We start from the raw sequence: 25761 nt of genomic DNA, 5'->3' as shown, positions 1-25761 counted from the left end.
GGTGTCATAATGAAATGAAACTTTATACAAAAACAGGTGATAAAGGGGAAACGAGTGTCATAGGTGGCCGAGTGGATAAAGATCATATACGTGTAGAAGCTTATGGAACAATTGATGAGGCAAATTCTCATATCGGATATGCCATGTCTAAATTACAAGAGGAATGTTTTCGTAACATTTATAACGAACTTGAAAATATTCAACATGAACTATTTGATTGTGGAGGGGATTTAGCAATAGTAGAGAAGAAAATCCCTTATAAAGTAACGATAGAGATGGTCGAGTATTTAGAGAGACGAATTGATTCGTATACAGAAGAAGCGCCGCCTTTAGAGCGTTTTATTTTACCAGGCGGTAGCGAGATATCGGCTGCACTACACATTGCACGTACAGTTATAAGAAGAGCAGAACGTTGTATAGTGTCATTGCAAAAAGAAGGAGAAACCAATGAAATTGTTCTAAAGTATGTAAATAGGTTATCTGATTATTTATTTGCGCTTGCTAGAGTAATAAATGCGCGTTTACAAGTGAAAGATGTGGAGTATAACCGCAGTGCACTTGTTTTTCGTAATAAAGAAGAGAAGGAAGTGGAGTAATACACTTTCTTTTTTTTGTATACTTTTTTCTGTAATATCCCACAATAGAGAAGGTATGACGGCTATTAGAAAACGGAGGATGTATATGAAAGCGTTAAAATGTGGCGTGGTGATATTGAGTGTATTATTTTTATCTCAATTACATGTTTACGCTGAAGGGAATCAGTGGATATGGCCTGTTGATGGGCAGATAAGTGATTATTTTGGGACAAGACATGGGAAACACTATGGTATTGATATAGCTGCGCCTATTGGAACGCCTGTTGCAGCTATTCAAAATGGTAAGGTGACAAAGTCTTATTTTTCAAGTAGTTATGGAAATGTTGTGTTTATTAAACATGGAGAATATGAGGCTGTTTATGCGCATTTAAATAAGAGATATGTAGTTCAAGGTGATAACATTTCAAAAGGAGAGCTAATTGGAGAGGTAGGGAATACAGGAGAATCGCGAGGAGCGCATTTACATTTAGAAGTGCATCAAGGGAGATGGACGATGGAGAAAAGGAATGCGATGAATCCGTTGCTTGTTTTAAATGAACAAAAAAATCAAGTTGTGTCATCATCACTATATATTGTACAAAAAGGTGATACTTTAGTTGGTATTGCCCGGAAATTTAGTATGACAGTTGAGGAAATTAAAGTGAGGAATGGATTGCGACAAGAGCAAATCTATCCGAACCAACAACTATACGTCAAGTAAAGGCAACGTCCCCAAAGCATAACTTTTGAATAAATTTATTTTTTTCTTATTTAAGATTGCGATAGTAAATGAAATTATATCGACGCAAATTTATATCGAACATAGCTATTATTATATCGACATTTCGACAAGAAATGTCGACTAACAATAAAATGCGACAGTAAGAGCAACCTATTCCTAACGAAAAACCGTCCCAAAAGATCTTTTGGGACGGCTTCTTTTACCAAAAAATAAAGACACATATAAATCCAGTAATAGCTAAGTAGCTATATAAGTAAAAGACTTTTGTTCTTGTTTTTTCTTTTGTCCGAAATAGTACGATAGTTGGTTCGATTAGACCAATTGTAAGACAAAGTAAACCAAGAAGCATAAAGCCAATTGAAAGAGAATACAGGGCGATTTGTGGTGCTTGAAATGGAATCATCCATTTTAATAAAAATGCAATAAGTGCAGTGTAACAAATGCAACCGATGTATTTATTCAATGGTGTATCAGAACGGAAACCAGGAAGTTTTTTGGAAAACGGACGGGAAACAACTTCCGTTTGTAAAGATGTATGTTCTTCAATTATTTTTTGAGCTTCTTTTCCTTTTTGGAAAAGGGATAAAATCCAGTTTCGCTCACCTTGGAAAATAAATTGAGAAGTTGTTAAATAGTGATCAACTTTTACCTTATTCCAACTCTTCCATGGATGACGCTCACACAATTTTAATTTACTTTCTGTTTTTTTATCATACTGATAAATACTTATGCCATCTTGGTCAAAAGTAGCGTAGTATGTCTCTCTTGAGAATGTGCCTAGATCAATTGGACAGTAGAAAAGTAATTCTTTTTTCAAATAAAAGTATTCTTTTCTTAAGTTCTTTTTCATTGCTTCTCGAATAGAGTGTCTTTTATCTTTCTTCATGACATTTCCTCCATAACTCAGAAAATGTTCTTATCTTAACAATTCAACATCTTATCACTTTTGACGACATATGACTAGGGGGATTCATAAGAGAAATACCGAATTATAAAAAATATGGGTTGTATTGTAAAATATAGTGATCGTTTCTTTAATTATATAAAATTAATAACTTATTTTTAGTAAGTTACACTTTTTTTGTTCACAATACGATCATGTTGTTGTATAATGAAGTGGAAAATAGAATATCGGTCTATCTTCGGGGCAGGGTGAAAATCCCGACCGGCGGTGATGAACATTTAATAATTTCGTTCTAAGCCCGCGAGCCGTTAAGGCAGGATTTGGTGTGATTCCAAAGCCGACAGTACAGTCTGGATGGGAGAAGATGGAGGTTCAAGCGTTCAAAAAAGATAAGTATTTGAACGTCTGTTTGATGTGCCTTAAAATTCTCCCTTTGTGTAAATCACAAAGGGTTTTTTCGTTCTATGAAAAAATAGGCATAGCAGAACCTTTCCACTTTCCATGAGAAGATCGATGGAAAAGGAGAGAGAAAGATGAAACAAAAAAACAGTGTAGTGCAGATGGTGAGTGTAGCGATGCTAAGTAGTATTGCGTATTTACTAATGATGTTGGATTTTCCATTCCCAGGGCTTCCGCCATTTTTAAAAATTGATTTTAGTGATGTGCCAGCTTTAATTGCGGCGATAATTTTTAGTCCAATTGCAGGTGTAATTGTAGAAGCGATAAAAAATATTTTGCATTACGGAATTCAAGGAAGTTTAACGGGAGTACCAGTAGGAGAAGTAGCAAACTTTATAGCGGGATGTTTATTTATTGGTCCAGCAGCATTCTTATTCCGAAAGTATCGCACAGTAAAAAGTTTAACGACAGGATTAATGCTAGGTACAATTACTATGACAGTTATTATGAGTGTGTTAAACTACTTTATTATTTTACCAGCGTACACTTGGTTTTTAAATTCACCAGCTATGTCTAGTGATATTATGCGACAAACTATTGTAACGGCGATATTACCGTTTAATGTAATTAAAGGAATTGTTGTAACAATTGTATTTGTAGCATTATTTTCACGCTTGAAAGTATGGGTATTTGCAAAAATGAAAAATGCTTAAAAATATTAAACCATTGGCAGCGTAACTGCTAATGGTTTTTTTGTTAGTGAGAATGAAAAAGAGTTCAAAAAATCCCCCTCATAAGTATGAGGGGGATTTTTTGAAGTTAATAAAAGACTATTCGAATTTTAAAGAGTCGCCATCAAATGATTCGTCAGCAACTTTAATTGAGTCAGTTGGACAACCTTCGAATGCATCCATCATATCTTCAATTAATACATCTGGAATTTCAACGATACCTTGGTTATCGTCTAATGTTACAAATGCAATGCCTTCATCATCATAGTCATAAATGTCTGGTGCAGCAGCACCACAAGCACCGCATGCAATACAAGTATCTTTGTCAACGATTGTATATTTTGCCATATTTTTTCCCTCCTGATAATATGTATGTGAAAAGTTCGCCAAAAAATTATAATCTTATTGTAAAACGGTTTTAAAAACTTTTCAACATAAAATTATAATGATAATGCTTATCAATTAGAGTGTCAACTTATTTTTGAATTATTTCATAAGATTTTCAAAATACTTAAATGTTATTTCGTTTGATACAATAGAATATATACAAGCATGTAGTGTGAATATGATAAGTTCAATGAATAGCAGTTAATGTGCAATCGTATTGAAAAAGGAATGAAGTTAGACTGAGAGGTGGAAGCGGTAATGCAGCTACAATATACTTTATTATATTGTTTAAAACAATTGAATGGTGAAAGAACCGTTTCTTCGATTTATTATTTATTAAAAGGAAAGAGATCGTCGCAAACATTACAAGATGGGAATATGTTTCAAATTTCTTTTTTGTTTGGGATTTATAAGTCATTAAATAGAGCTGATTATAATCAAGAAGTTGCAAAGTTGTTACAAACGGATTTAGTTCAAGGTATACATGATAATACATATGTGTTAACGACTGCTGGTAACGTGCAATTAAACAAATGGGAAGGTGACTTTGCCTTTCCGACATATTTAAATGGTTTACACTATGGTGAAATAGGTGAAACATTTTGGAAGAGATTATCATTGATCGTTCAAACCATTTCGAATTTACAACAGGCGAATACGAAATTTATTCCAATTCAACAGGATACAGAAATAATGATGTGGGTGAAACGTTTTCTCACTGGAATACCGTATATGAGAAGTGAATTGGCTAAAAGATTATGGAAGGAAATGCATACTCTTTTACAAAAAAATAATCCAGTAGAGGCGACAATCGTAATATATCGGTTAACTGGGTATAAACGTATTGGGTGTACTTTACAACAATTAGCGGAAATTACGAAACAAGATATATTTCGAGTGTATTTTTTATTTTGGGGTACAATTCATTTCCTTATTCAAGAAGTTCGCAATAAAGAAAATGAGTTTCCATTATTAGCTGAAATTATATCTTATCCAAATGAGAAAGCTGATTTATTTAGTTTATCAACAAAAAAAACATATAATCTTTGGAGACAAGGACGCTCTTTAGAAGAAATAGCAACAATTCGGAATTTGAAGGTTGCCACGATAGAAGACCATTTTGTAGAAATTGCTTTACGAGAAAAAGAATTTTCTATTGAAATGTTTATGGAAAAAGAAAAAATGGAAAAAGTAACAAAAGTAATTGAAGCATTACAAACACGTAAATTGCGTGTGTTGAAGCAAGCGGTTGGAGAGGAAATCTCTTATTTTGAAGTACGTCTTGTATTGGCACGGATGGAGGGTATAAATGAAGCTTGAGGAATATTTATATAAGTGGTTTGGATATTCTGAATTTCGTCCGGGGCAAAAAGGAGTTATTACGGACTTATTGGAAGGAAAAGATGTTGTAGCAATGCTTCCGACTGGAAGGGGAAAGTCAATGTGTTATCAACTTCCGGGGCTTCTGCAAGAGGGTACGGTGCTTGTTGTATCACCATTATTATCTTTAATGGAAGACCAAGTTACGCAATTAAAGTATGTCGTGAAAAATCGAGTTATTGCATTGAATAGTTTTCGGACGTTAATTGAAAAAAGAGAAGCAATGAAAAAGCTATCTTTTTATAAATTTGTTTTCGTATCGCCAGAGATGTTGCAGTCGGAACTTCTAATAAGAGAATTGAAAAAAATTCATATTTCATTATTTGTCGTAGATGAAGCGCATTGTATTTCACAATGGGGCTATGATTTTCGGCCAGATTATAAAAAATTAGATAAAGTAATTGAGAGTATCGGATCTCCGACAGTACTAGCATTAACAGCAACTGCGACAAAGGATGTACTGCGAGATATAGCGGAAAGTTTAAATCTAAAAAATATTGCTGAGCATGTGTACTCAATTGATCGTCCAAATATTGCGATGGAAGTGCAATTTGTGGAAACAATAGAAGAAAAAAAAGAGGCGCTTTTTGAGCATGTAATGTATTTGCAAGGGCCTGGTATTGTTTATTGTTCAAGTAGGGCCTGGACAGAGCGTTTAACCGAGTATTTAAGAGGAAAAGGAATTACAGGTGTAGCTTTTTATCATGGTGGTATGGAACATGAAGAGCGTATGTTAATTCAACAACAGTTTATGAATGACCAGTTGCAAATTGTAATATGTACAAGTGCTTTTGGGATGGGGGTAAATAAGGCGAATACAAGATATATTATTCATTTTCAATATCCGACAAATGTAGCTTCCTATTTACAAGAAATTGGAAGAGCCGGAAGAGATGGAGAATTGAGTATAGCCATTTTATTATGTAGTCCATTGGATCACGATTTGCCAATTTCAATCATTGAAGATGAATTACCAAGTAAATCGCAAATACAATTTTTATTTTCGTTACTACAAGAAAGAATGTTTCAAACGAAAGTATTACCATTAGAAGATGTAGAAGAAATTTGTTATAATGCAGCAAGATTTAATGAACAGTATTGGCGCTTTACACGTTATCATCTCGAACATCTTGGAATCATACAACAGCGGAATCTCATGTTAGAGAGCTTGTCAGATGAAATAATGCACAGATTAATAGCGGAAGTGGAAGTGAGAATGCGTAATAAATATAGTGAGTTAGAAAATATGAAGTCATGGATACAAGTTCAAGGATGTAGACGTGAATATTTATTACAACAATTCGGTTATAGAAAAGAAAAAGAGATAGAAAACTGTTGTGATTACTGTGGTATTACAAAAACGGATTATAAAAAAAGACGAGCGCAACAGTTAGTTTTCGACTATAATTGGGAAACAGAGTTACAAAAGCTTTTCGGCCTAAGAAAGATGGAGGAATGATGAACATTCAAAGGCATAATGTTGAAGATATGAGTCCGAGAGAAATAAGACTGAATCTCTACATAACACAACTAATCATTATTGGTATCGGTTGTTTACTAGCATATATATTATTTCAAGATAAAAGAGAAGTTTATAGTTTATGGAAATGGGAACCGGTTTCTATACTTTTAATAGGTAGCTTGTTAGCGATTTGTATTGTGTTATTAGATTATGTTGCAATGCGAGTGTTTCCAGAATCTTGGTTTGATGATGGTGGCATTAACGATAGAATGTTTCAAGGGATTTCTGTCATGCATTTACTCGTTATCACGTTTATTATTGGCTTTGCGGAAGAGTTTTTATTTAGAGGTGTAGTGCAGACTCATTTCGGAATTGTAATAGCGAGTTTAATTTTTGCTGTGTTACATATTCGGTATATAACGAAGCCTTTTTTGTTTTGTTTCGTCTGCTTTATTAGTTTTGTTTTTGGTTATGTATTCGAGTGGACAGGAAATTTGTTTATAACAATCTTTGCACACTTTCTTGTTGATTTTATAATGGGGCTCCAATTAAGAAAATAAATGGAAGGTGGTGGTGAACAACATGAGAAAACGAATTCCTGATTTTGAAGAGGAGTTAGAAGTTGAGCAAGTGGAAGAAGATGAAAGTTTACCGCCGCGTAGTGAAATTCATAGAAATAAAGAGAACAAACCAAAGTTTAAAATGAATCACATTTTCGTCCGAGTGTTAACATTTTTGTTCATATTGTTACCTATTAGTATCCTATGGTATACGGATAAGTATATACAGGTAAAAAGTGATAGTAATAATGCTGAGAAAAGTGCGTTTGAAGTAATTTTCTTTGATTCCGCTAAGACTGAATCAAAGAAGCAGTCTGAGAAAGTAGCAACTCATGTTGTGAAAGATGGAGAAACTTTAGAAAGTATAGCGAAGCAATATTTCTCAGATGAAGATGGGATAGAAATAATAAAAAAGTATAATGATTTACAAGAAGACGAAGTGAAGGTAGGACAAGAATTGAAAATTCCTATAAAAGATAAGTCCACGAAGTATGAGAGCTAGCTAAATGAGTGATATATAGCTCCACATAAAATTAAGGACTATACTTTACGAGGAGGGAGAGTAAAAAATATATGTCATGGATTATATTATTATGTACTCTCATATGCATTGGTTTTGTATGTCTTTTTGGAATGTATAAAGAAGCGATGCGTAATACAGTGTTGGAACATACTTTAGTGTTCGAAGAATTTCCGGAAAGTTTTCAAAAAGTTAAAGTTTTTTTTATTTCGGATATTCATAGAAGGATCATTTCTAGCTCGCTAATTGAACGAGTGAAAGGAAAAGCAGATATCGTAATTATTGGCGGTGATTTAGCTGAAAAAGGAGTACCTTTATCGCAAATCTCTTTAAATATTCAAAAGTTAAGAGAAATAGCCCCTGTATATTTTGTATGGGGAAATAATGACTATGAAATTGAATATCACGAATTAGATGCTTTATTAATAGAAAATAATGTGAAGGTATTAGATAATACAAGAGTTGTATTTGAGTCTGAATTAGGAGAGAAAATTTGCTTACTCGGTATCGATGATGTTGGATTAGAACGAGATCGTTTAGATTTAGCGTTGTCTGATTGTAAAGAAGAAGGTTTTCGCATTTTAATTAGTCACAACCCAGATATAATAAAGAAAATGTCTGGTAATGAACAAATTTCGCTCGTATTAAGTGGACATACACATGGAGGCCAGATTCGGTTGTTTCCATCTGAAAAGTATTTAAAGGGTGGCGTATATAAGCATTCTAATACGACTCTCTTTGTTAGTAATGGGTATGGAACAACATTGTTCCCTCTTCGTTTTCGGGCACCTTCCCAAACACATATCATTACGTTATGCGGAGGGAAATAATGCCGAATTCAAATGGAAAATATAATATAAAAGCTGTCTCAAATATACTCGGAATTCAACCGAGTACACTTCGCGCATGGGAAAGACGCTATCATATTATTGCCCCAAAGAGAAATCGTGCGGGGCATCGTTTATATACAGAAGAGCATATTCATATTTTGAAATGGTTAATGAACAAAGTTTCTGAGGGGATGATGATTGGACAAGCAGTTCAGTTATTAGAAGGGAATCGGTTGCAGAACAACGTTCAAAAAGAAAAAATTACTGATACAGAAGTTGTTTTAGTGGACGATATACTACAAGCTTTGTTAGAATTTGATGAAATTACAATTTCTGCATTATTAAACGAGGTTTTTAGTATATATTCAACGGAAAAGGTTGTTGCAAGCATCATTCTTCAAGTGGCAAACAAGTTGTTAACTTTAAAAAGTAATAATGAGATTACAATGTCGCAATTCAAATATGTTGTATCATTCTTACAAACACGTTTAGGAATGATCTATCATAATGCGTCGGTGTATTCTTCCGTTAACAAAGTTTTCGTTTTAGAAAATAATATATTAAAAGGATTTATTTTCGCGACGTATTTACGACTAAAAGGATATCAAACAATGTATATGGGGACAAGTTTAGATGAAGAAGGTATTTTACTAGCTATTGAACAATTACAACCTAAATATTTGTTTATATCTTTTGATGATGAACGAGAACTTGAAGAGGCAGTAGAGTTTATTGACTTGTTGCAAGAAAAAAATGAAAACATCTCTGGTGGTTTTATAGGAAGAAAAGGCATTGGAGATCAATTAAATCTTCAAAATATCCTAATTGGTAACACGAAAGAAGAATGGGATGGATGGTTAAAGATGTCGGAATAGTCGTTCGAAAAGAACCATCTATTTTCTATTTCATATAATAAAAATTAGATGCAATGGTTACGTAGGGAGGGTATGAGATGAGACTGGAACGTTTAAATTATAATAAGATTAAAATTTTCCTAACATTTGATGATTTATCTGAACGAGGATTAACGAAAGAAGATTTGTGGAGAAATGCACCGAAAGTACAGCAACTATTCCGTGATATGATGCAAGAAGCAAATACAGAATTAGGGTTTGAAGCGGATGGACCGATTGCTGTTGAAGTATTTTCTCTACAAGCTCAAGGTATGGTTGTAATTGTAACAAAAGAAAATCACGAAGTGGACACAGAAGATGAGTTCCGTGACGAGTTTATTGAAATGCAAGTGACTCTTGATGAAAGTGAACATATACTTTACGAGTTTGCTACATTAGATGATGTAATCAATTTGTCAAATCGCTTATATAACCTTGGTGTAACTGATGGGAAGTTGTATACGTGGGATGATCGTTTTTATCTTTGGATAGAAGAAGAAGAGCAATTTCAATTATTGAAGGCGGATTTTATAGCTATTTTAGCGGAGTACGGTAATCCGTCAACAGCAACAATTTACCGCGTAATGGAATATGGTAAAGAATTAATGGATTCTCAAGCGATTGAACAAATATACAATTACTTTGTGAAAAAACAAAACCTCAGCTAATGTAACGTAGCTTGAGGTTTTATTTTTATTCAGCTGAAAATCTAAAATCTATAAAACGAAGTGTAGGTAACAAGACTAGCCGATCTGTATGTTAAAATGTAATCAGTATTTCTTGATGAAATAATGGTTTTATCGAATGTATTTTGATGAAAATAAAAAATATTTAAATATTTAAGTATTTTACTTTTCTAAAAGCAATAAAAGGACTATAATAATAGTGAAAACGCTTGCAATACAAAATAGTTTGTATATATTTGTTAGCGTTTTCTATTGCATTCCAAATTTAACGGTGTATACTAGGCAATGAAGGTTTACTAAACAAGTGAAATTACAGGGGGTTTACTTACTATGGTAGCCGAAAAGGGAACTCAAACGAAAACACAACAACAAGGGGAACAACATTTTGAATTGTTAAATTCAACACAAATTGTAATTAATGAAGCATTAGAAAAATTGGGTTATCCAAACGAAGTATATGAATTATTGAAAGAACCAATTCGTATGATGACAGTGAAAATTCCAGTTCGTATGGATGACGGGACTGTTAAAATATTTACAGGATATCGTGCACAACATAATGATGCTGTTGGTCCAACGAAAGGTGGAATTCGCTTCCATCCAAACGTAACAGAAAATGAAGTGAAAGCACTTTCTATTTGGATGAGTTTAAAATGTGGTATTGTTGATTTACCATATGGTGGAGGTAAAGGTGGAATCATTTGTGACCCACGTGAGATGTCTTTCCGTGAATTAGAAAGATTAAGCCGCGGTTATGTACGAGCAATTAGCCAAATTGTTGGTCCGACAAAAGATATTCCGGCTCCAGATGTATTTACAAACTCACAAATTATGGCATGGATGATGGATGAGTATAGCCGTATCGATGAATTTAATTCACCAGGATTTATTACAGGTAAACCACTTGTATTAGGTGGATCACACGGACGTGAAACAGCGACTGCAAAAGGTGTAACAATTTGTATTCGTGAAGCTGCGAAAAAACGTGACATTGATATTAAAGGTGCACGCGTTGTTGTTCAAGGATTTGGTAATGCGGGTAGCTTCTTAGCTAAATTTATGCATGATGCAGGCGCGAAAGTAATTGCAATTTCAGATGCTTACGGTGCATTACATGATCCGAATGGATTAGATATTGACTACTTACTAGATCGTCGCGATAGCTTTGGTACTGTAACAAAACTATTTAATAATACAATTTCAAATACAGAACTGTTAGAACTTGATTGCGACATTTTAGTTCCTGCTGCAATTGAGAACCAAATTACAGAAGAAAATGCTGATAAGATTAAAGCGAAAATTGTGGTTGAAGCTGCAAATGGTCCAACTACATTAGAAGCAACAAAAATCTTAACAGATCGTGGTATCTTACTTGTTCCAGACGTATTAGCAAGTGCTGGTGGCGTTACGGTATCTTACTTTGAGTGGGTACAAAATAACCAAGGTTACTACTGGACTGAAGAAGAAGTAGAACAACGTTTAGAAAAAGTAATGGTAAAATCATTCGATTCAATTTATGAAACATCACAAGTTCGTAAAGTGAACATGCGCTTAGCTGCATACATGATTGGTGTTCGTAAAATGGCTGAGGCTAGTCGCTTCAGAGGTTGGGTATAATATATAATGTTTTGAGAAAACGTGATTTCCTTTCGAGGGAATCGCGTTTTTTTGTTGAAGTATTAAATGAGGTGTTGTATATGGGGAATGAAATAATGGAACGAGTAGACCAATTAGAAGAAAAGGTTAAGGTGTTAGAGGGTGAACTTGCAAGAGCTAAGAGAGCCCGAAAAACAAGTGTCGTTCGGGTGTTCGGCGAAGGATTATTATTTTTAATATTTGGTGCAGTTGTAGTTGGACCAATTATCGCGTTTATATTCACAATTATTACTTGGTTTGGTGAAAAATAGAATAAAAAATAAAAAAGAACGCTTGTTCTACACGAACAAACGTGCTATACTTTCCTTAGATAAGCAAAACGGAAATGATTTTAAGGAGAGATAAATGATGAAAATGACAGTAGACCAAAGATTTATGATGCCAGCAGATGTTGTAGAACGAGTGGAAGTATTACGAAACAAACAAAGCAAGCGTGGCACATTATTACAATCGGTAAATAAATTTTTCGGTTTAGATACGAAAGAAGATTGTATTTGGTTTTACGGTTTTTACGGAGTGGCTGTAAGTATTGTATTATTTATGGTATTCACATCAAATATTTTCGATGTTCCCTATAGAGCGTAACTATATTGGGTATGGAAATTCACGACCAGGAATTCCTCTTTCAAAAGTAAGATTTATTGTAAGTCATGACACGGGGAACCCTGGTAGCAATGCGATAGGAAATCGGGATTACTTTAATGAAATACAACCGAAAGCTTCAGCGCATACATTTATTGATGATAAAACAATATTAGAAATTGTCCCTATAAATGAAGTTGCGTACCATGTTCGATACAATGTGCCAACGGATAATGAGTTATTCGGTTATGATGCGAATAAGGCTGCAATTGGGGTTGAACTTTGCTATGGTGGCGACGTAAACTTTTGGGAGGCGTATACTCGTTTTACGTGGTATCACGCTTATTTATGTCAAAATTTCGGTTTAAATCCTAAAAAGGCTATTGTGTCACACAAAACGTTGGATCCTACTCGGAAAATCGATCCTGAGAATGTATTAGGGCAACAAGGAATTAAATTTCAGCAGTTTTTAGCAGATGTCTATCGGATGTATGTTTCGTTTAGATGACAAATATATGAAAAATGAATACAATAAAGATAGATGCCTACTGCTGTAAGTAGGTTTTTTCTTGTTTATATAAATAGAGCAGAGGTAGAAGACTAGGAGTGAACTAAGTATGCAAAAAGAAACAGTTATTATTATCGGAGGCGGTCCATGCGGATTAGCAGCGGCGATTTCGTTGCAAAAAGTGGGGTTAAATCCGTTAGTAATCGAAAAAGGAAACATTGTAAATGCAATTTATAATTATCCAACTCATCAAACATTTTTCTCCTCTAGTGAAAAATTAGAAATTGGTGAAGTTGCTTTTATTACAGAAAATCGTAAGCCATTTCGTAATCAGGCGCTTGCGTATTATCGTGAAGTAGTAAAGCGTAAATCTATACGTGTAAATGCATTTGAACGAGTGGAACAAGTTCAAAAAGATGGTGATGTTTTTAAAGTTGAAACGACGAAGCGTGATGGAAATAAAGAAATATATGTTGCGAAATACATTGTTGTCGCAACTGGATATTATGATAATCCGAATTATATGAATGTACCTGGTGAGAAACTTGAGAAAGTAGCTCATTACTTCAAAGAAGGACACCCTTATTTTGATCGAGATGTCGTTGTAATAGGTGGTAAAAATTCAAGTATAGATGCAGCGTTAGAGCTTGTTAAATCGGGTGCACGTGTAACAGTTCTATACCGTGGTGGGGAATACTCGCCAAGTATTAAGCCGTGGATTTTGCCGGAATTTGAGGCGTTAGTACGAAATGGGACAATTCAAATGCATTTCCATGCGCATGTAAAAGAAATTACTGAGCATACGTTGACGTATACAGTAGATGGTGAGGCAAATACAATTCAAAACGATTTTGTATTTGCTATGACGGGTTACCATCCAGACCACAGCTTCTTAACAAAAATGGGAGTTCGGATTGATGAAGAAACAGGGCGCCCGATTTATATAGAGGGTAGTATGGAAACAAACGCTGAAAATATTTTTATTGCAGGTGTAATTGCTGCGGGGAATAACGCAAATGAAATATTTATCGAGAACGGTAGATTCCATGGAGATGCGATTGCGCAAACCATTGCATCAAGAGAAGAATAAAAAGAAGCTGTCGAAATCTTCGACAGCTTCTTTTTAATCGTGCATAAACATATGTTGGATTGTTTCGTGAGAGTTTGTGTTTTCTAGTGCGACTAGTAATTTAATTCGCGCCTTTTGAGCGTTTAAACCGTAGGTGAAAACAATGCCCATATCTTTTAATTGTTTTCCGCCACCTTCATAAGAGTATACGTCTTGAACGATACCGTTAAAGCAGCGTGAAACTAATACAATTGGAATGCCCTTTTCTATTAATCGCCCTAGACTAGGAAGTGTTCTTGGAGGTAAATTACCTTGTCCAAGTGCTTCAATAACAATGCCGTCTACTGGTAGTGTTTCGATTGCTGATAATAATGTATCATCCATACCTGCGTATGCTTTTAGAACGACAACGTTTTTAGAAATCTGTCGTACTGTGCATGTTTCGTGATGCACTAAAGCATGATGGAAAACAACACCACGTTTTGTTACCATGCCAATTGGTCCGTACTGTGGACTTTGGAATGTCGCGACATTACTTGTGTGCGTTTTTGTTACATTTGTAGCACAATGTATTTCGTCATTTAATACGACTAGAATGCCTTTTTCAGCAGCTTCATTACTACTAGCAACTTTTACAGCTGATAAGAAATTATATAGACCATCGGCACCTAATTCATTACTAGAACGCATTGCCCCTGTCACAACGATTGGGATAGTTGCTTGAACTGTTAAATCAAGAAAATAAGCTGTCTCTTCTAATGTATCGGTACCATGCGTGATGACTACGCCGTGAATATCGTCTTGTTTTACTCTTTCGTCAATGATGACTTGCAATTGTAGCATTTCGCTAGGAGTCATGTGAGGAGATGGAAGATGGAACACATCTTCGACAATTAAATCAACATCGCCTTCTAAATCAGGAATGAATTTTAAAAGAGGATTCTTTTTACCTGGTTGTACGACCCCAGTTTCTTTATCTTCCTCCATTGCAATTGTTCCACCTGTGTGTAAAACTAGGATTCTTTTCAATGCTTATACCCCTTTCAAGTTGAAAAATACATTTAGAACATAACATGTTTTGAGTAAATTCGACAATGAAAATGTATAAAAGTATGCTTAGAAAATGACAATAAAATAAATTACCTTAAGTGTGCTCCGGTAAGTGGTTATTAGGTTAGGTTTTGTTTATGGAAATTTATGAGAGTGGATGTGTAAGTGTAGAGAGGGAAGGAGTGAGTTTTTTTGAAAAAAGTGGAGAAAATTATAATTCGTATATTACTGATTCAATTTATTTTTCTTTCTGTCGTCCAACTGCTTTTTATACATAAATCTTCAGTGAAATATTTATCGAAAATTGTTTATTACGAAGGTGTCGTCACGAAAAATAAGGCGGAAATCTTACAGGTGAATAAGTAGTTTTCATTTTCTTCTATGATGGATTATGCTACAATTATTGAGGATTTAATGACGTGAGGCAAATGAGAAGAAGCAGGGGGAAAATACCTGCTTTTCGTTTTGTTTTATAAGTGAAAAATGAGGTGTTACAATGGATAAACGAATTTCGATTGCTATAGATGGTCCAGCGGCTGCTGGGAAAAGTACAGTGGCAAAAGTTGTTGCAAAAAAACTTTCATATGTTTACATTGATACAGGCGCAATGTACCGTACTATTACATATGCAGCCCTTGAACAAAAAGTGGATATTGAAAATGAAGAAAAGTTAATGGAAGTTGTAAAAAATGTAAATATTGAATTTCAGCAAGGGGAAAATACACAACTTGTATTTTTAAATGGACAAGATGTTTCTGAAGTGATTCGTACGCCAGATGTGACGAATCGTGTATCTATTGTAGCAAAGCATCGTCTTGTTCGTGAAGAAATGGTACGTCGTCAACAAGGATTAGCTAAAAAAGGCGGCGTAGTAATGGATGGCCGTGATATTGGTACACATGTACTACCGGATGCTGAAGTGAAAATCTTTATGCTTGCTTCTGTAGAAGAAAGAGCGGAAAGAAGACATTTAGAAAATATGAATAAAGGTTTCGATTCTAATTTAGAGCAGTTAAGAGAAGAAATTGCTAGGCGTGATAAATTAGATTCAGAACGCGAAGTTTCTCCTTTGAAAAAAGCTGATGATGCATTGGAATTAGATACAACTTCTTTATCAATTGAAGAAGTTGTCCAAAAAATTATGGGTATTGTTTCAGGAGTATTTGCGAAATAAAGAAAGAGGACTATCCTCTTTCTTTTTTTTTTTTTTTGAAATGTAAAGGATAAGTGAATTATAAGTCTCTTTTCTTGACAAATGGGCTAATTTGTAAGAAGTTAGTTACATAGGGGAAAAAATGTCAGAATATATTCGCTATTATATTTCAAATCATACTTTCTTCAAGATGATTTTGCTGTATACTATTTATATAGATTTAATATAGTTTCTTGTGAACTGTATTGAAACAGAATATGTGATGATAAATTCTTAAACATGCAAATGAAAACATTTGTTTTCATTTCGTATATACATAAAAATGCTTTGTCAATTCTGTAGGGAGGTATTTCCATGGTAGAGAAAATGAATGAAGAAGTTATGAATTCAAAAGAATTACAAGTTGGTGACGTTGTTACAGGTTCTGTAACGAAAGTTGAAGAGAAACAAGTTCTTGTAAATGTTGGATACAAAACAGATGGCGTAATTCCGATTAGTGAATTAGCTAACGTTCATATTGAAAAAGCAAGCGATGTTGTAGAATTAGATCAAACACTTGAATTGAAAATTATTAAATTAGAAGATGATGATCTTGTTTTATCTAAGAGAGCTGTTGACGCAGAAAAAGCGTGGGTAGAATTACAAGAAAAATTTAATTCTGGTCATGTATTTGATGTTATTGTAAAAGATATCGTGAATGGTGGGTTAGTTGTGGACCTTGGTGTTCGTGGTTTTATCCCAGCTTCACTTGTAGAAGTACATTATGTAGAAGACTTTGCTGACTATAAAGGAAAAACATTAGCGGTGAAAATTGTTGAATTAGACCGTGAAAAAAATCGTGTTATTCTTTCACATAAAGCGGTAGTAGAACTAGAACTAGATTCTAAGAAAAAAGAAGCAATCTCTTCGTTAAAAGAAGGGGACATTGTTGAAGGAACAGTACAACGATTAACGGATTTTGGTGCTTTCGTTAACGTTGGTGGTGTGGACGGTTTAGTTCACATTTCACAAATTTCACACGAACGTGTAGAGCAACCTTCTGAGGTATTAGAGCAAGGTCAAAAGGTAAAGGTAAAAGTGTTATCTGTTGATGCTGATACGCAACGTATTTCTTTATCAATTAAAGCAGCTCAGCCAGGACCTTGGGAAAATGTTGCTGGCGAAATAAAAGCTGGAGATATTCGTGAGGGAGTAGTAAAACGCCTTGTTACATTCGGTGCGTTTGTTGAAATTTTACCTGGTGTTGAAGGGCTTGTACATGTATCTCAAATTGCAAATCGTCACGTGAAAAATCCAAATGAAGTATTGGAAATGGGACAAGAAGTAAAAGTGAAAGTACTTGAAGTCCATGTAGCAGAAAAACGTATTTCTTTAAGCATAAAAGAAACGCTTGAAGAAAATAATGTAACAGAAGATTATAGCCAATATGAGCCAAATGCTGATTCGGCTACTTTCCAGTTAAGTGATATTATTGGTGAACAACTGAAAAAATTAAAGAAATAAAGAGGGGTACAAGTGGTAAGGGCAAAACGTAAATTAGATCATATTGAATATGCTCTTTCTACTGGTCAGTCTCGTACGCATGGCTTTCATGATATTGATTTTGTGCATCAAAGCTTGCCAAATTCAAGTTATGACACTATAACATGTGAAACAAAAATCGGCGAACTTTCACTAAGTTCGCCGATTTTTATCAATGCGATGACTGGTGGTGGAGGAGAGCAAACATTACATATTAATGAGCAATTAGCATATGTAGCGAAACATCATAACCTTGCTATGGCTGTAGGTTCGCAAATGGCAGCTTTAAAAGATGAAAGTGAAGCGGCTTCGTATAAAGTTGTTAGGAAAGTAAATCCGAATGGGATTTTTTTCGCAAACTTAGGAAGTGAGGCAACTGTCGAACAGGCAGAGCGTGCCGTTGATATGATTGAAGCGAATGCACTGCAAATTCATTTAAATGTCATACAGGAGTTAACGATGCCAGAAGGAGACCGTGATTTTACTGGTGTACTTCAGCGGATTGAGAAAATAGTTTTAAAAAGTAAAGTACCTGTCATCGTAAAAGAAGTCGGTTTTGGAATGAGTAAGGAAACAGTACAACAGTTAGCGAATATAGGTATAACAGCAATTGATATTGGCGGACAAGGTGGTACGAATTTTGCTGCTGTTGAAAATGAAAGAAGACAGCGAATGCTTTCTTATTTTAATAACTGGGGCATACAAACAGCTACCTCGATTATTGAAGCAACCTCTACAAATAATAACCTCTCTTTTATTGCATCTGGGGGTATACAAACAGCACTTGACGTGGCGAAGGCAATCGCATTAGGGGCGAATACAACTGCGTTTGCTGGATACTTTTTACGTATTTTAATGCAAGATGGTGTTGAGAATTTAGTGGATGAAATTGATCTTTTACATACAGATTTAAAATTTATTATGACAGCTCTTGGCGTGAAGACGATAGAAGAGTTACAATCTGTACCTCTTGTTGTAAAAGGTGAAACGTACCATTGGTTAGCGCAGCGAGGGATTGACACTGTACATTATAGTAGGCGATAAAAAATCAACCATCCGGTTGATTTTTTTGCGTTTTATTTTCGTAAAATGAAGAGGGAGGGCGAGAAGTTATCATTCTATATAATTCTATAAATGGAAAAAAGAGAGAATTTACATTATAATAAAAGTATATATAAATATTTTATGGAAAAACATGATAAAAGTAAGAAGGTATTCTTCTCTATATAGCTGGTTAGCGATAAAACAAGATAAGAGATTGCTATTTAAGAGTCAAAAGAAACAAGGGAAAATTTACGATAATTTTGGGGATGAGGATGTTAATAAAAAAGGAGATAATGTATCTTCAAATAGTAAAAATTCAATAGGACGCATTACATATAATAGTGAATATTTTAACATCCATGCACGAAATATAAGAGAAGATACAGCGGTTTCTGGATATAATAAAAAGGTTGAAATTTCATTAACTTCAAATGTAAGAGAAGGAGATTCTAGTTCAACAACAGCGCAATCAGCAATTAAAACGGCAAATATTGCAATCGCAGTCGGGAATAAATTGTATAGGAATCCAACGGTGAATGCAGGAAGTGGAATAGAAGCACTAATTTTGCCAAGGGAATTAGGAGAAGACAAAAATCCATCGGAAGATTCGTATGTAATTTATTATTTGAATATACCAAATGAAGCGAGTTTAAGTAATGCTGAAGTAGTATTACTTTCTGATCAAGGAAATACCATTGTGAGTAGGGAAATTAAAGGAGAAAAAGAAGATATTGTAGGTGCGAAAAAAGAGGTTGAGCGAAAGTTAAATGAGATAGGAGAGATGGATTATGTACGTGTAGAGGTAAAGAGTAAAGATCCTTCTCTACATACGTATTATGTTATTACATATTCTAAAAAACCAACAGGTGTAGTTACGATTGATGCCTCGTTGAGTGATAGGGTTTATAATGCGAAAACAAAAGAATTATATTACGAGTAGAAATAAATAAAATAATTGTGTAAAAAGACGGTTTCGTACAATATCGAAACCGTCTTTTTGTATTGCCTATTTGAGGGCAGCTTGATTGGTGTGGACTAATAATCCCCCACTGAAGTTTCACTTTATTTAATGCTGATTCTGCTTTCGAGCTTGCTCTGGTGTATCAAGACTTGTTGCACCGGGATATTGAAGTGATTGGTCGCGATCAGATTCAACGCGGCGTGATTCTCTTAGCTTTCGTTCTTGGCGATCTTTACCCATTGTGAGTTACACCTCCTTATTAAAAGTTTTGCTGTTATGAGAAAAACTATGCACAAAGAAAAGGAGGATTAACTTTCATAAAAAGTTCCCATAATGGAAATCATAGGAGGTGAAATGATGGATGGGAGTACTTTTTATTTTGTTGCTTGGATAGGGTGGATTGTCGTGACCTTTTTTATGAAAAAGGAATCTATTCGTTGGAAGATAAGTGCTTGTATATTAATTTTTATTATTTGTTCTCCGTTAAATGTGACGATTGCTTCTTTCACAATATCGGTAAATGCCCTTTTGCTTTGTATTATTTCTTTTGTAGGTATCGCGTTATATTCTATTTGGAAAAAATTATATACCTTACTTTCGGCACTTATTATTGCAATGTTATATACAAGCTTTCATTTGTTAGAAGTATATGATCCAATTTGGATTGTGGTTGATAGGTTGTTGCTGTTAAGTGGTGCACTTGTGTATGCATCGGTTTTATTGCACGGGGATCGCATATTACGATTATGCTCCTTATATATAGGGATGTTACAAGGAGAATTATTGGTGACGCTGATTTTTCGTAAATTACATTTTCCTTATGAATACGGCAGTTTAGCTTTTTTAGATGTTGCTGCTGTTTCCACTTTATTTATGGCGATTTTACTTTGGATTACAAAGGCATCGGTATATATGGAACAATTTAAGAGGAAAACACGTAAAAGAAAGGCGAGGGTAATACATGACTGAATATACACCAGCTATTTTATGTGGCGTAATTGCAGGTACAATAACTAGGTTGTTAATGCTTCGTACCGATACGAGGCAATATCCGACGAGGCTTCACGGGAAAATTATTCATATCGCGATGGGATTAATTGCGGCTGCCTTAGGAGCAATTGCGATTCCGTCTGTTTTGAAAAAAGATTTCTCTGCAATTACATTTCTTACGTTAGCAGCGACGCAATTTCGTGATGTGCGCAATATGGAAAGAAATACGCTTCAACAATTAGATGGATATGAGCTCGTACCACGTGGTAATACATACATTGAAGGAATTGCATTAGTATTTGAAAGTCGTAACTACTTGGCGATGTTAACGTCGTTTGTAACAACGTTTGCGTATATAGGATTCGATTCATGGATTGCCGGGGTAATTACTGGTATAGTAAGTTTTTTCATTGCGAAAAAATTAATGTCAGGTAAAAGACTTCATGACCTTGTAGAAATAGAGCACGTTCCACTTCGTTTTGAAGGAGCGGGACTTTATATTGATAATATTTACATTATGAATATTGGATTGCCAGCAAGGCAAGAAGAAATTATGAAATATGGAATGGGATTTATTTTAAAACCGAAATCGATAGATGCGATGGTTACAATCTCAAACTTAGGACAACGGCAAGCTATTTTACATGATGTTTCGGTTGCTTTAGGAATATATAGAGATTCTGGAACGCCGGCACTTGTACCGTTAGCGAAGCGTGATTTAGAGGATGGGAGAGTTGGGATTTTTGTTCTGCCGCAAGATCAAGATGCAGAAAAAGCGATAGGGGTAATCGGAAATGTACCAACATTAGAGAGTGCTGTTCATATGTCATCAGAAGCTCCGAAAGGAAGGGGAGATAAGAGATGATGTTAGAAAGTGTTATTCTCGCAGTCATTACAACAACGCCAGAGAAATTTGCAGGTGGTGCCCCTTTATTTATTTGCGAGTCGACAGAGGAACTGGAATTTGTTGCAAATAATTTAGAGGCTATTTTAGATGGTATTGCACATCGCTTACAAGATAATGTATATATTATTGTGAAACATTAGTAACGTGTGGTATAATGTGAGGTGTTTTGATACGTTGAGAAATATTCTGGAATGCAAATCCCTTCTTGCACAAAGAAGGGTTTTTTACATAATAAACAGAAGCAAGTTGAAAGGATGAAAGTATATGCCGAAACCAGTAATAGCGATAGTAGGCCGCCCGAACGTAGGGAAATCTACTATTTTCAATAGAATTGTTGGAGAAAGAGTTTCAATCGTAGAAGATATACCAGGTATAACGCGAGACCGTATTTATAGTGCGGGAGAATGGTTAAATCATGAGTTTAACATTATTGATACAGGTGGAATTGATATTGGAGACGAGCCGTTCTTGACACAAATTCGTCAACAGGCGGAAGTAGCGATTGATGAAGCAGATGTTATCATTTTTATGACGAATGGTCGCGATGGTGTAACTGCAGCAGATGAAGAAGTTGCTAAAATTTTATACCGTTCTAAAAAACCAATTGTACTTGCGGTAAATAAGGTTGATAATCCAGACATGCGTAGTGATATTTATGATTTTTATGCATTAGGATTTGGCGAGCCATTCCCGATTTCAGGTACACACGGTTTAGGACTTGGTGATTTGTTAGATGAAGCTGCAAATCATTTTCCAAAGATTGAAGAAGAAGCGTATGACGATGAAACAATCCGTTTCTCTTTAATTGGACGTCCAAACGTAGGGAAATCATCACTTGTAAATGCACTTCTTGGTCAAGAACGTGTAATTGTAAGTAATATAGCGGGAACGACACGTGATGCTGTTGATACACCATATAGTAAAGATGATCAAGATTATGTAATCATCGATACAGCTGGTATGCGTAAAAAAGGGAAAGTATACGAAAGTACAGAAAAGTATAGTGTACTTCGTGCACTTAGAGCGATTGAACGTTCTGACGTTGTTTTAGTCGTTTTAGACGGAGAAGAAGGAATTATTGAGCAAGATAAAAAAATCGCTGGATATGCTCATGATTCAGGACGAGCTGTTATTATCGTTGTAAACAAATGGGATGCAGTGAAAAAAGATGAAAAAACAATGAAAGCATTTGAAGAAAACATCCGTGCTCATTTCCAATTTTTAGAGTATGCACCGATTGTATTCTTATCTGCGAAAACGAAAAAGCGTACACAAACGTTATTACCGGTTATCAATGAGGTAAATGAAAGCCATAGCATCCGTGTACAAACGAATGTATTAAATGATGTAATTATGGATGCGGTAGCGATGAATCCAACGCCGACACATAATGGTAGCCGTCTGAAAATCTTCTATGCGACACAAGTTGCGGTAAAACCACCAACATTTGTTATATTTGTAAACGATACAGAATTAATGCACTTTTCATATGAGCGCTTCTTAAAGAACCGTTTACGTGAAGCGTTCGGTTTTGTAGGAACGCCGATTCACATTATCGCTAGAGCAAGAGACTAATGGAGAGGATGTGATTTTATGACAAAAATCACAGTAATAGGAGCAGGTAGCTGGGGAACAGCGTTAGCGATGGTATTAGCTGACAATGGGCATGATGTACGTATTTGGGGAAACCGTCCTGAACTCATGAATGAAATTAATACGAAGCGTGAGAACAGTAGATATCTTCCAGGGATTACATTGCCAAGCACAATCGTAGCCTACTCTTCTTTAGAAGAAGCATTAGTAGATGTAAATACAGTACTGCTAGTAGTACCGACGAAAGCGTACCGAGACGTATTGCAAGAGATGAAAGAAATTGTTACAGAGCCAATTACTTGGATTCATGCAAGTAAAGGAATCGAACCAGGTACGTCAAAACGTATTTCGGAAGTGATTGAGGAAGAAATTCCAGAGAGCTTGATTAAGGATGTTGTTGTACTATCTGGGCCGAGTCACGCTGAAGAAGTTGGATTGCGTCAAGCGACAACTGTTACGTCTGCAGCAAAGCGTATGGAAGCGGCTGAGGGAGTACAAGATTTGTTTATGAATAGCTATTTCCGTGTATATACAAACCCAGATATCGTTGGAGTTGAACTTGGTGGTGCTTTAAAAAATATTATTGCACTAGCTGCGGGGATATCTGACGGGCTTGGATTAGGTGATAATGCGAAAGCGGCATTAATGACACGTGGTTTAACAGAGATTGCTCGTTTAGGAAGAAAAATGGGCGGAAATCCGTTAACATTTGCTGGTCTAACTGGTATGGGAGACTTAATTGTAACTTGTACAAGTGTGCATAGCCGAAATTGGCGCGCTGGAAATATGCTTGGAAAAGGGCACTCTTTAGAAGAAGTGCTAGAAAGTATGGGTATGGTTGTAGAAGGTGTAAGAACAACGAAAGCTGCTCATGAATTGGCAGAGAAAATGGAAGTTGAAATGCCGATTACAGCTGCTTTATATGACGTGCTGTTCAATGGGAATAATGTGAAAGACGCAGTAGGCTCATTGATGGGACGTGTTCGAAAACATGAAGTTGAAGCGATACCTGATTTGTTATAAAGAAAGCGGTAGAAGTACATTTCGTACTTCTACCGTTTTTTATTTTTTATGGGTCTTTTCACCAATTTTTCATCTCTGCATAGGATGAAGAGTAACTTGAGGAGAGGGTGAAAAGAATGGATAACAACATTTTTAATAACATTGAAAAAGAAGCGAAAGTGAACAAAGAAGATATTTTTAAATTAGCGTCGTCTGTTCAAAATGCGAACTTACGTGATGAGACAGTGCTTCGCCAATTGATTCATCAAGTTGCTCTAATGGCAGGACGCGAAGTGCCGAAAGAGCAAGAGGATCAAATTGTAAAAGCGATTATTAACAATAATATGCCGGCGGATTTTGGTTCGTTAAGTAAAATGTTTAAAAAATAAATTATGAGAAACAAAGAGTTTAGAGAATGCATATGATAGTTATGAAAGAATGGGAATAGAGCTGTTAAGGGCATATTTGGTCAACCGAAGCGCATCATTTCGTGCTTCGGTTTTATTATTTTAAATAAAAATCATCAATTCACGGAAAAATGATGATTTTTATTTGTTTAAAGATTTTAATTTGTTAAAATAGTATAAAAATAGATTGAAAGTAAAGGGGTGTATATATGTCGGAAGGACTTATGAAAATGTGGTTTGCTTTAGGGGCAATTGGATTTATGTTTCTTGCAGTAAGTTTTATTTTATTGAGTAGGCATAAAATGAAGAATAAATTTTTGAAAGGGATTACAGCTTTAGTAGCGTACACCCTCATGATTGTATCGGGAATTGTTATTTTCCTTGTTGTATTTAGTGGCCCTATTGAGCAATAAAGGATGTGTAGTCGGTAAATGTTACAAAAGCAACAGTCCATACTAGCATGAAAAGGTGATTGTCAGTGAAAAAAATCCATATTATTTTAATATTTTGTTGCATGAGCATTTTAACAGGGTGTATGTATCCAAGAGAAAATATGAAACAAAGTGCTATTCCTTATGAAGACCAGTTGCAAGTTGTACAAAAAGCCATTAATACATATAAGGAGCAAACGGATGGTTTATTACCAATTAAGACGCGTGATATGAGTACGCCGATTTATCAGAAGTATCCAATTGATTTTCAAAAAATTGCTCCAAGGTACATACAAGAGGCACCAGGGAATGCGTATGAAAGTGGTGGAGTATATCAATATGTATTAATAGATGTTGAAAAAAATCCGACAGTAAAGTTAATTGATGTGAGAATGGCGGAACAAATTCAAGAAGTGGCATTGAAGCTAAGAATGTATCGTGATGAACATCAATATCCACCTTTTAAAAAAGTGATCACAGATGGTGTTTATGAATTAGACTTCAAAAAACTAGGATATAAAGATGTACCACAAGTGACAAGTCCGTACTCAGGAAAAGGTCTCCCTCTTGTAATTAATGAAAAAGGAGAATTGTTTGTTGATTATAGAATCGACTTATATGAAGCGTTGAAAAAAAATGAAGGACAATTTAAAGAAGGTGAAGATATCCGGAGTATACTATCGAAGGATTCCCCGTTTGTTCCTGCATACTCTTTGCCGTATACAGTAAAAAATGGAGAACCAATTTTTTTAAAATCATAAGTCATGAACCTTTCTTTTAGTGAATAAGTTCTAGAAGAAAGGTTTTTTATGTTATAC

At 35.1% G+C, this 25761-nt stretch carries 32 protein-coding genes and 1 riboswitch; of the genes, 28 read left to right on the top strand and 4 right to left on the bottom strand.

Going from position 1 to position 25761, the window contains the following annotated elements; translation table 11 throughout:
* The first annotated feature begins 14 nt into the window (after window positions 1-14).
* A complete protein-coding gene (locus NSS74_RS16345) occupies window positions 15-596 on the top strand; it encodes a cob(I)yrinic acid a,c-diamide adenosyltransferase (protein WP_002011763.1) in 582 nt (193 codons plus the stop codon).
* 85 nt (window positions 597-681) lie between these two features.
* The gene (locus NSS74_RS16340) at window positions 682-1296 is read left to right on the top strand and encodes a peptidoglycan DD-metalloendopeptidase family protein (RefSeq protein WP_002141020.1); all 615 of its coding nucleotides are present in this window, start codon (window positions 682-684) and stop codon (window positions 1294-1296) included.
* Window positions 1297-1516: 220 nt separating this feature from the next.
* On the opposite strand, the gene NSS74_RS16335 is transcribed toward NSS74_RS16340, so the two are convergent.
* Window positions 1517-2203, bottom strand: a complete 687-nt coding sequence (locus NSS74_RS16335; RefSeq protein ID WP_002030740.1) for a hypothetical protein — start codon at window positions 2201-2203, stop codon at window positions 1517-1519.
* Between the two features lie 248 nt (window positions 2204-2451).
* A riboswitch (FMN riboswitch) is annotated at window positions 2452-2591 on the top strand.
* A gap of 163 nt (window positions 2592-2754) precedes the next feature.
* Here NSS74_RS16335 and NSS74_RS16330 point away from each other — a divergent pair.
* Window positions 2755-3333, top strand: a complete 579-nt coding sequence (locus NSS74_RS16330; protein WP_002011769.1) for an ECF transporter S component — start codon at window positions 2755-2757, stop codon at window positions 3331-3333.
* A gap of 117 nt (window positions 3334-3450) precedes the next feature.
* Here NSS74_RS16330 and NSS74_RS16325 read toward each other — a convergent pair whose 3' ends face one another.
* The gene (locus NSS74_RS16325) at window positions 3451-3699 is read right to left on the bottom strand and encodes a ferredoxin (RefSeq protein ID WP_001151994.1); all 249 of its coding nucleotides are present in this window, start codon (window positions 3697-3699) and stop codon (window positions 3451-3453) included.
* Window positions 3700-3996: 297 nt separating this feature from the next.
* On the opposite strand from NSS74_RS16325, the gene NSS74_RS16320 reads away from it, so the two are divergent.
* The 12 genes from NSS74_RS16320 (at window position 3997) to NSS74_RS16265 (ending at window position 13905) form a co-directional block, all read left to right on the top strand.
* Window positions 3997-5058, top strand: coding sequence for a helix-turn-helix domain-containing protein (locus NSS74_RS16320; protein WP_002188973.1), 1062 nt, complete (start codon window positions 3997-3999; stop codon window positions 5056-5058).
* Window positions 5048-6577, top strand: a complete 1530-nt coding sequence (locus NSS74_RS16315; RefSeq protein WP_002188974.1) for a RecQ family ATP-dependent DNA helicase — start codon at window positions 5048-5050, stop codon at window positions 6575-6577. Before NSS74_RS16320 ends, NSS74_RS16315 begins: the two co-directional genes overlap by 11 nt.
* Window positions 6577-7140, top strand: coding sequence for a CPBP family intramembrane glutamic endopeptidase (locus NSS74_RS16310; protein WP_002064506.1), 564 nt, complete (start codon window positions 6577-6579; stop codon window positions 7138-7140). Before NSS74_RS16315 ends, NSS74_RS16310 begins: the two co-directional genes overlap by 1 nt.
* Before the next feature lie 22 nt (window positions 7141-7162).
* The gene (locus NSS74_RS16305) at window positions 7163-7642 is read left to right on the top strand and encodes a LysM peptidoglycan-binding domain-containing protein (RefSeq protein ID WP_002030746.1); all 480 of its coding nucleotides are present in this window, start codon (window positions 7163-7165) and stop codon (window positions 7640-7642) included.
* Window positions 7643-7713: 71 nt separating this feature from the next.
* The gene (locus NSS74_RS16300; RefSeq protein WP_002188977.1) at window positions 7714-8490 is read left to right on the top strand and encodes a metallophosphoesterase; all 777 of its coding nucleotides are present in this window, start codon (window positions 7714-7716) and stop codon (window positions 8488-8490) included.
* Window positions 8490-9365 (top strand): MerR family transcriptional regulator, encoded by an 876-nt coding sequence (locus NSS74_RS16295; protein WP_002166076.1) that lies wholly within the window; start codon window positions 8490-8492, stop codon window positions 9363-9365. The genes NSS74_RS16300 and NSS74_RS16295 overlap by 1 nt, the downstream gene beginning before the upstream one ends.
* 77 nt (window positions 9366-9442) lie before the next feature.
* Window positions 9443-10051 (top strand): genetic competence negative regulator, encoded by a 609-nt coding sequence (locus NSS74_RS16290; RefSeq protein ID WP_002011786.1) that lies wholly within the window; start codon window positions 9443-9445, stop codon window positions 10049-10051.
* Window positions 10052-10399: 348 nt separating this feature from the next.
* Window positions 10400-11686: an NAD-specific glutamate dehydrogenase gene (gene gudB, locus NSS74_RS16285; RefSeq protein ID WP_000225168.1), complete on the top strand. Its 1287-nt coding sequence runs from the start codon at window positions 10400-10402 to the stop codon at window positions 11684-11686.
* Window positions 11687-11766: 80 nt separating this feature from the next.
* Window positions 11767-11976, top strand: a complete 210-nt coding sequence (locus NSS74_RS16280; protein WP_002126403.1) for a hypothetical protein — start codon at window positions 11767-11769, stop codon at window positions 11974-11976.
* 94 nt (window positions 11977-12070) lie between these two features.
* Entirely contained in the window at window positions 12071-12310 is a 240-nt protein-coding gene (locus NSS74_RS16275) for a DUF3961 domain-containing protein (protein ID WP_340813958.1), read from the top strand.
* The gene (locus tag NSS74_RS16270) at window positions 12291-12815 is read left to right on the top strand and encodes a peptidoglycan recognition protein family protein (protein ID WP_340814228.1); all 525 of its coding nucleotides are present in this window, start codon (window positions 12291-12293) and stop codon (window positions 12813-12815) included. The genes NSS74_RS16275 and NSS74_RS16270 overlap by 20 nt, the downstream gene beginning before the upstream one ends.
* Before the next feature lie 109 nt (window positions 12816-12924).
* The gene (locus NSS74_RS16265) at window positions 12925-13905 is read left to right on the top strand and encodes a YpdA family putative bacillithiol disulfide reductase (protein WP_002030753.1); all 981 of its coding nucleotides are present in this window, start codon (window positions 12925-12927) and stop codon (window positions 13903-13905) included.
* A gap of 33 nt (window positions 13906-13938) precedes the next feature.
* Here the strand turns inward: NSS74_RS16265 and ansA are convergent, their stop codons facing one another.
* Window positions 13939-14913 (bottom strand): asparaginase, encoded by a 975-nt coding sequence (ansA, locus tag NSS74_RS16260; RefSeq protein ID WP_340813957.1) that lies wholly within the window; start codon window positions 14911-14913, stop codon window positions 13939-13941.
* 213 nt (window positions 14914-15126) lie between these two features.
* On the opposite strand from ansA, the gene NSS74_RS16255 reads away from it, so the two are divergent.
* The 5 genes from NSS74_RS16255 to NSS74_RS16235 all read left to right on the top strand — a co-directional run bounded on the left by NSS74_RS16255 (window position 15127) and on the right by NSS74_RS16235 (window position 19592).
* The gene (locus NSS74_RS16255) at window positions 15127-15300 is read left to right on the top strand and encodes a DUF5359 family protein (protein WP_002135263.1); all 174 of its coding nucleotides are present in this window, start codon (window positions 15127-15129) and stop codon (window positions 15298-15300) included.
* Window positions 15301-15430: 130 nt separating this feature from the next.
* The gene (gene cmk, locus NSS74_RS16250) at window positions 15431-16108 is read left to right on the top strand and encodes a (d)CMP kinase (RefSeq protein ID WP_002011798.1); all 678 of its coding nucleotides are present in this window, start codon (window positions 15431-15433) and stop codon (window positions 16106-16108) included.
* A 333-nt stretch (window positions 16109-16441) separates the two neighbouring features.
* Window positions 16442-17590 (top strand): 30S ribosomal protein S1, encoded by a 1149-nt coding sequence (gene rpsA / locus NSS74_RS16245; protein WP_002126412.1) that lies wholly within the window; start codon window positions 16442-16444, stop codon window positions 17588-17590.
* A gap of 12 nt (window positions 17591-17602) precedes the next feature.
* Entirely contained in the window at window positions 17603-18652 is a 1050-nt protein-coding gene (locus tag NSS74_RS16240; protein WP_002141028.1) for a type 2 isopentenyl-diphosphate Delta-isomerase, read from the top strand.
* A 151-nt stretch (window positions 18653-18803) separates the two neighbouring features.
* Window positions 18804-19592: a hypothetical protein gene (locus NSS74_RS16235; RefSeq protein ID WP_340813956.1), complete on the top strand. Its 789-nt coding sequence runs from the start codon at window positions 18804-18806 to the stop codon at window positions 19590-19592.
* A 126-nt stretch (window positions 19593-19718) separates the two neighbouring features.
* Here the strand turns inward: NSS74_RS16235 and NSS74_RS16230 are convergent, their stop codons facing one another.
* Window positions 19719-19853 (bottom strand): YpzI family protein, encoded by a 135-nt coding sequence (locus NSS74_RS16230; protein WP_000513901.1) that lies wholly within the window; start codon window positions 19851-19853, stop codon window positions 19719-19721.
* A gap of 117 nt (window positions 19854-19970) precedes the next feature.
* Between NSS74_RS16230 and NSS74_RS16225 the strand changes: the two genes are divergently transcribed.
* From NSS74_RS16225 to NSS74_RS16190, 8 genes are all read left to right on the top strand, one after another.
* Entirely contained in the window at window positions 19971-20582 is a 612-nt protein-coding gene (locus NSS74_RS16225; RefSeq protein WP_002086626.1) for a YphA family membrane protein, read from the top strand.
* Window positions 20575-21468: a YIEGIA family protein gene (locus NSS74_RS16220; RefSeq protein ID WP_002086625.1), complete on the top strand. Its 894-nt coding sequence runs from the start codon at window positions 20575-20577 to the stop codon at window positions 21466-21468. The genes NSS74_RS16225 and NSS74_RS16220 overlap by 8 nt, the downstream gene beginning before the upstream one ends.
* Window positions 21465-21650 carry a capping complex subunit for YIEGIA gene (locus tag NSS74_RS16215; protein ID WP_002086624.1) on the top strand — a complete coding sequence of 62 codons (186 nt, stop codon included), beginning with the start codon at window positions 21465-21467 and terminating at the stop codon, window positions 21648-21650. Before NSS74_RS16220 ends, NSS74_RS16215 begins: the two co-directional genes overlap by 4 nt.
* Before the next feature lie 124 nt (window positions 21651-21774).
* On the top strand, window positions 21775-23085 hold the full coding sequence (gene der / locus NSS74_RS16210) for a ribosome biogenesis GTPase Der (RefSeq protein WP_002011811.1): 1311 nt from the start codon (window positions 21775-21777) through the stop codon (window positions 23083-23085).
* 18 nt (window positions 23086-23103) lie between these two features.
* Window positions 23104-24126: an NAD(P)H-dependent glycerol-3-phosphate dehydrogenase gene (locus NSS74_RS16205; RefSeq protein WP_002011813.1), complete on the top strand. Its 1023-nt coding sequence runs from the start codon at window positions 23104-23106 to the stop codon at window positions 24124-24126.
* A 116-nt stretch (window positions 24127-24242) separates the two neighbouring features.
* The gene (locus NSS74_RS16200) at window positions 24243-24494 is read left to right on the top strand and encodes a stage VI sporulation protein F (protein ID WP_000369753.1); all 252 of its coding nucleotides are present in this window, start codon (window positions 24243-24245) and stop codon (window positions 24492-24494) included.
* 227 nt (window positions 24495-24721) lie between these two features.
* Complete coding sequence (locus NSS74_RS16195) at window positions 24722-24925, top strand: DUF2768 domain-containing protein (RefSeq protein ID WP_002011815.1); 204 nt, start codon at window positions 24722-24724, stop codon at window positions 24923-24925.
* A gap of 65 nt (window positions 24926-24990) precedes the next feature.
* Window positions 24991-25704 carry a hypothetical protein gene (locus NSS74_RS16190; RefSeq protein ID WP_002126422.1) on the top strand — a complete coding sequence of 238 codons (714 nt, stop codon included), beginning with the start codon at window positions 24991-24993 and terminating at the stop codon, window positions 25702-25704.
* The last annotated feature ends 57 nt before the right edge of the window (window positions 25705-25761 follow it).

The sequence above is a fragment of the Bacillus sp. FSL E2-8868 genome (assembly GCF_038005505.1).
Taxonomy (GTDB): Bacteria; Bacillota; Bacilli; order Bacillales; family Bacillaceae_G; genus Bacillus_A; species Bacillus_A mycoides.
This window is presented reverse-complemented; position numbering and strand designations above follow the sequence as displayed.

Coding starts and splice junctions, on each gene's coding strand:
- rpsA (WP_002126412.1), top strand. CDS start 16,442: ATGGTAGAGAAAATGAATGAAGAAGTTATGAATTCAAAAGAATTACAA.
- NSS74_RS16230 (WP_000513901.1), bottom strand. CDS start 19,853: ATGGGTAAAGATCGCCAAGAACGAAAGCTAAGAGAATCACGCCGCGTT.
- NSS74_RS16330 (WP_002011769.1), top strand. CDS start 2,755: ATGAAACAAAAAAACAGTGTAGTGCAGATGGTGAGTGTAGCGATGCTA.
- NSS74_RS16280 (WP_002126403.1), top strand. CDS start 11,767: ATGGGGAATGAAATAATGGAACGAGTAGACCAATTAGAAGAAAAGGTT.
- NSS74_RS16335 (WP_002030740.1), bottom strand. CDS start 2,203: ATGAAGAAAGATAAAAGACACTCTATTCGAGAAGCAATGAAAAAGAAC.
- NSS74_RS16200 (WP_000369753.1), top strand. CDS start 24,243: ATGGATAACAACATTTTTAATAACATTGAAAAAGAAGCGAAAGTGAAC.
- NSS74_RS16320 (WP_002188973.1), top strand. CDS start 3,997: ATGCAGCTACAATATACTTTATTATATTGTTTAAAACAATTGAATGGT.
- cmk (WP_002011798.1), top strand. CDS start 15,431: ATGGATAAACGAATTTCGATTGCTATAGATGGTCCAGCGGCTGCTGGG.
- NSS74_RS16225 (WP_002086626.1), top strand. CDS start 19,971: ATGGATGGGAGTACTTTTTATTTTGTTGCTTGGATAGGGTGGATTGTC.
- NSS74_RS16220 (WP_002086625.1), top strand. CDS start 20,575: ATGACTGAATATACACCAGCTATTTTATGTGGCGTAATTGCAGGTACA.
- NSS74_RS16270 (WP_340814228.1), top strand. CDS start 12,291: ATGTTCCCTATAGAGCGTAACTATATTGGGTATGGAAATTCACGACCA.
- NSS74_RS16315 (WP_002188974.1), top strand. CDS start 5,048: ATGAAGCTTGAGGAATATTTATATAAGTGGTTTGGATATTCTGAATTT.
- NSS74_RS16195 (WP_002011815.1), top strand. CDS start 24,722: ATGTCGGAAGGACTTATGAAAATGTGGTTTGCTTTAGGGGCAATTGGA.
- NSS74_RS16205 (WP_002011813.1), top strand. CDS start 23,104: ATGACAAAAATCACAGTAATAGGAGCAGGTAGCTGGGGAACAGCGTTA.
- NSS74_RS16235 (WP_340813956.1), top strand. CDS start 18,804: ATGATAAAAGTAAGAAGGTATTCTTCTCTATATAGCTGGTTAGCGATA.
- gudB (WP_000225168.1), top strand. CDS start 10,400: ATGGTAGCCGAAAAGGGAACTCAAACGAAAACACAACAACAAGGGGAA.
- der (WP_002011811.1), top strand. CDS start 21,775: ATGCCGAAACCAGTAATAGCGATAGTAGGCCGCCCGAACGTAGGGAAA.
- NSS74_RS16340 (WP_002141020.1), top strand. CDS start 682: ATGAAAGCGTTAAAATGTGGCGTGGTGATATTGAGTGTATTATTTTTA.
- NSS74_RS16275 (WP_340813958.1), top strand. CDS start 12,071: ATGATGAAAATGACAGTAGACCAAAGATTTATGATGCCAGCAGATGTT.
- NSS74_RS16295 (WP_002166076.1), top strand. CDS start 8,490: ATGCCGAATTCAAATGGAAAATATAATATAAAAGCTGTCTCAAATATA.
- NSS74_RS16290 (WP_002011786.1), top strand. CDS start 9,443: ATGAGACTGGAACGTTTAAATTATAATAAGATTAAAATTTTCCTAACA.
- NSS74_RS16325 (WP_001151994.1), bottom strand. CDS start 3,699: ATGGCAAAATATACAATCGTTGACAAAGATACTTGTATTGCATGCGGT.
- NSS74_RS16310 (WP_002064506.1), top strand. CDS start 6,577: ATGAACATTCAAAGGCATAATGTTGAAGATATGAGTCCGAGAGAAATA.
- NSS74_RS16305 (WP_002030746.1), top strand. CDS start 7,163: ATGAGAAAACGAATTCCTGATTTTGAAGAGGAGTTAGAAGTTGAGCAA.
- NSS74_RS16300 (WP_002188977.1), top strand. CDS start 7,714: ATGTCATGGATTATATTATTATGTACTCTCATATGCATTGGTTTTGTA.
- NSS74_RS16265 (WP_002030753.1), top strand. CDS start 12,925: ATGCAAAAAGAAACAGTTATTATTATCGGAGGCGGTCCATGCGGATTA.
- NSS74_RS16215 (WP_002086624.1), top strand. CDS start 21,465: ATGATGTTAGAAAGTGTTATTCTCGCAGTCATTACAACAACGCCAGAG.
- NSS74_RS16345 (WP_002011763.1), top strand. CDS start 15: ATGAAACTTTATACAAAAACAGGTGATAAAGGGGAAACGAGTGTCATA.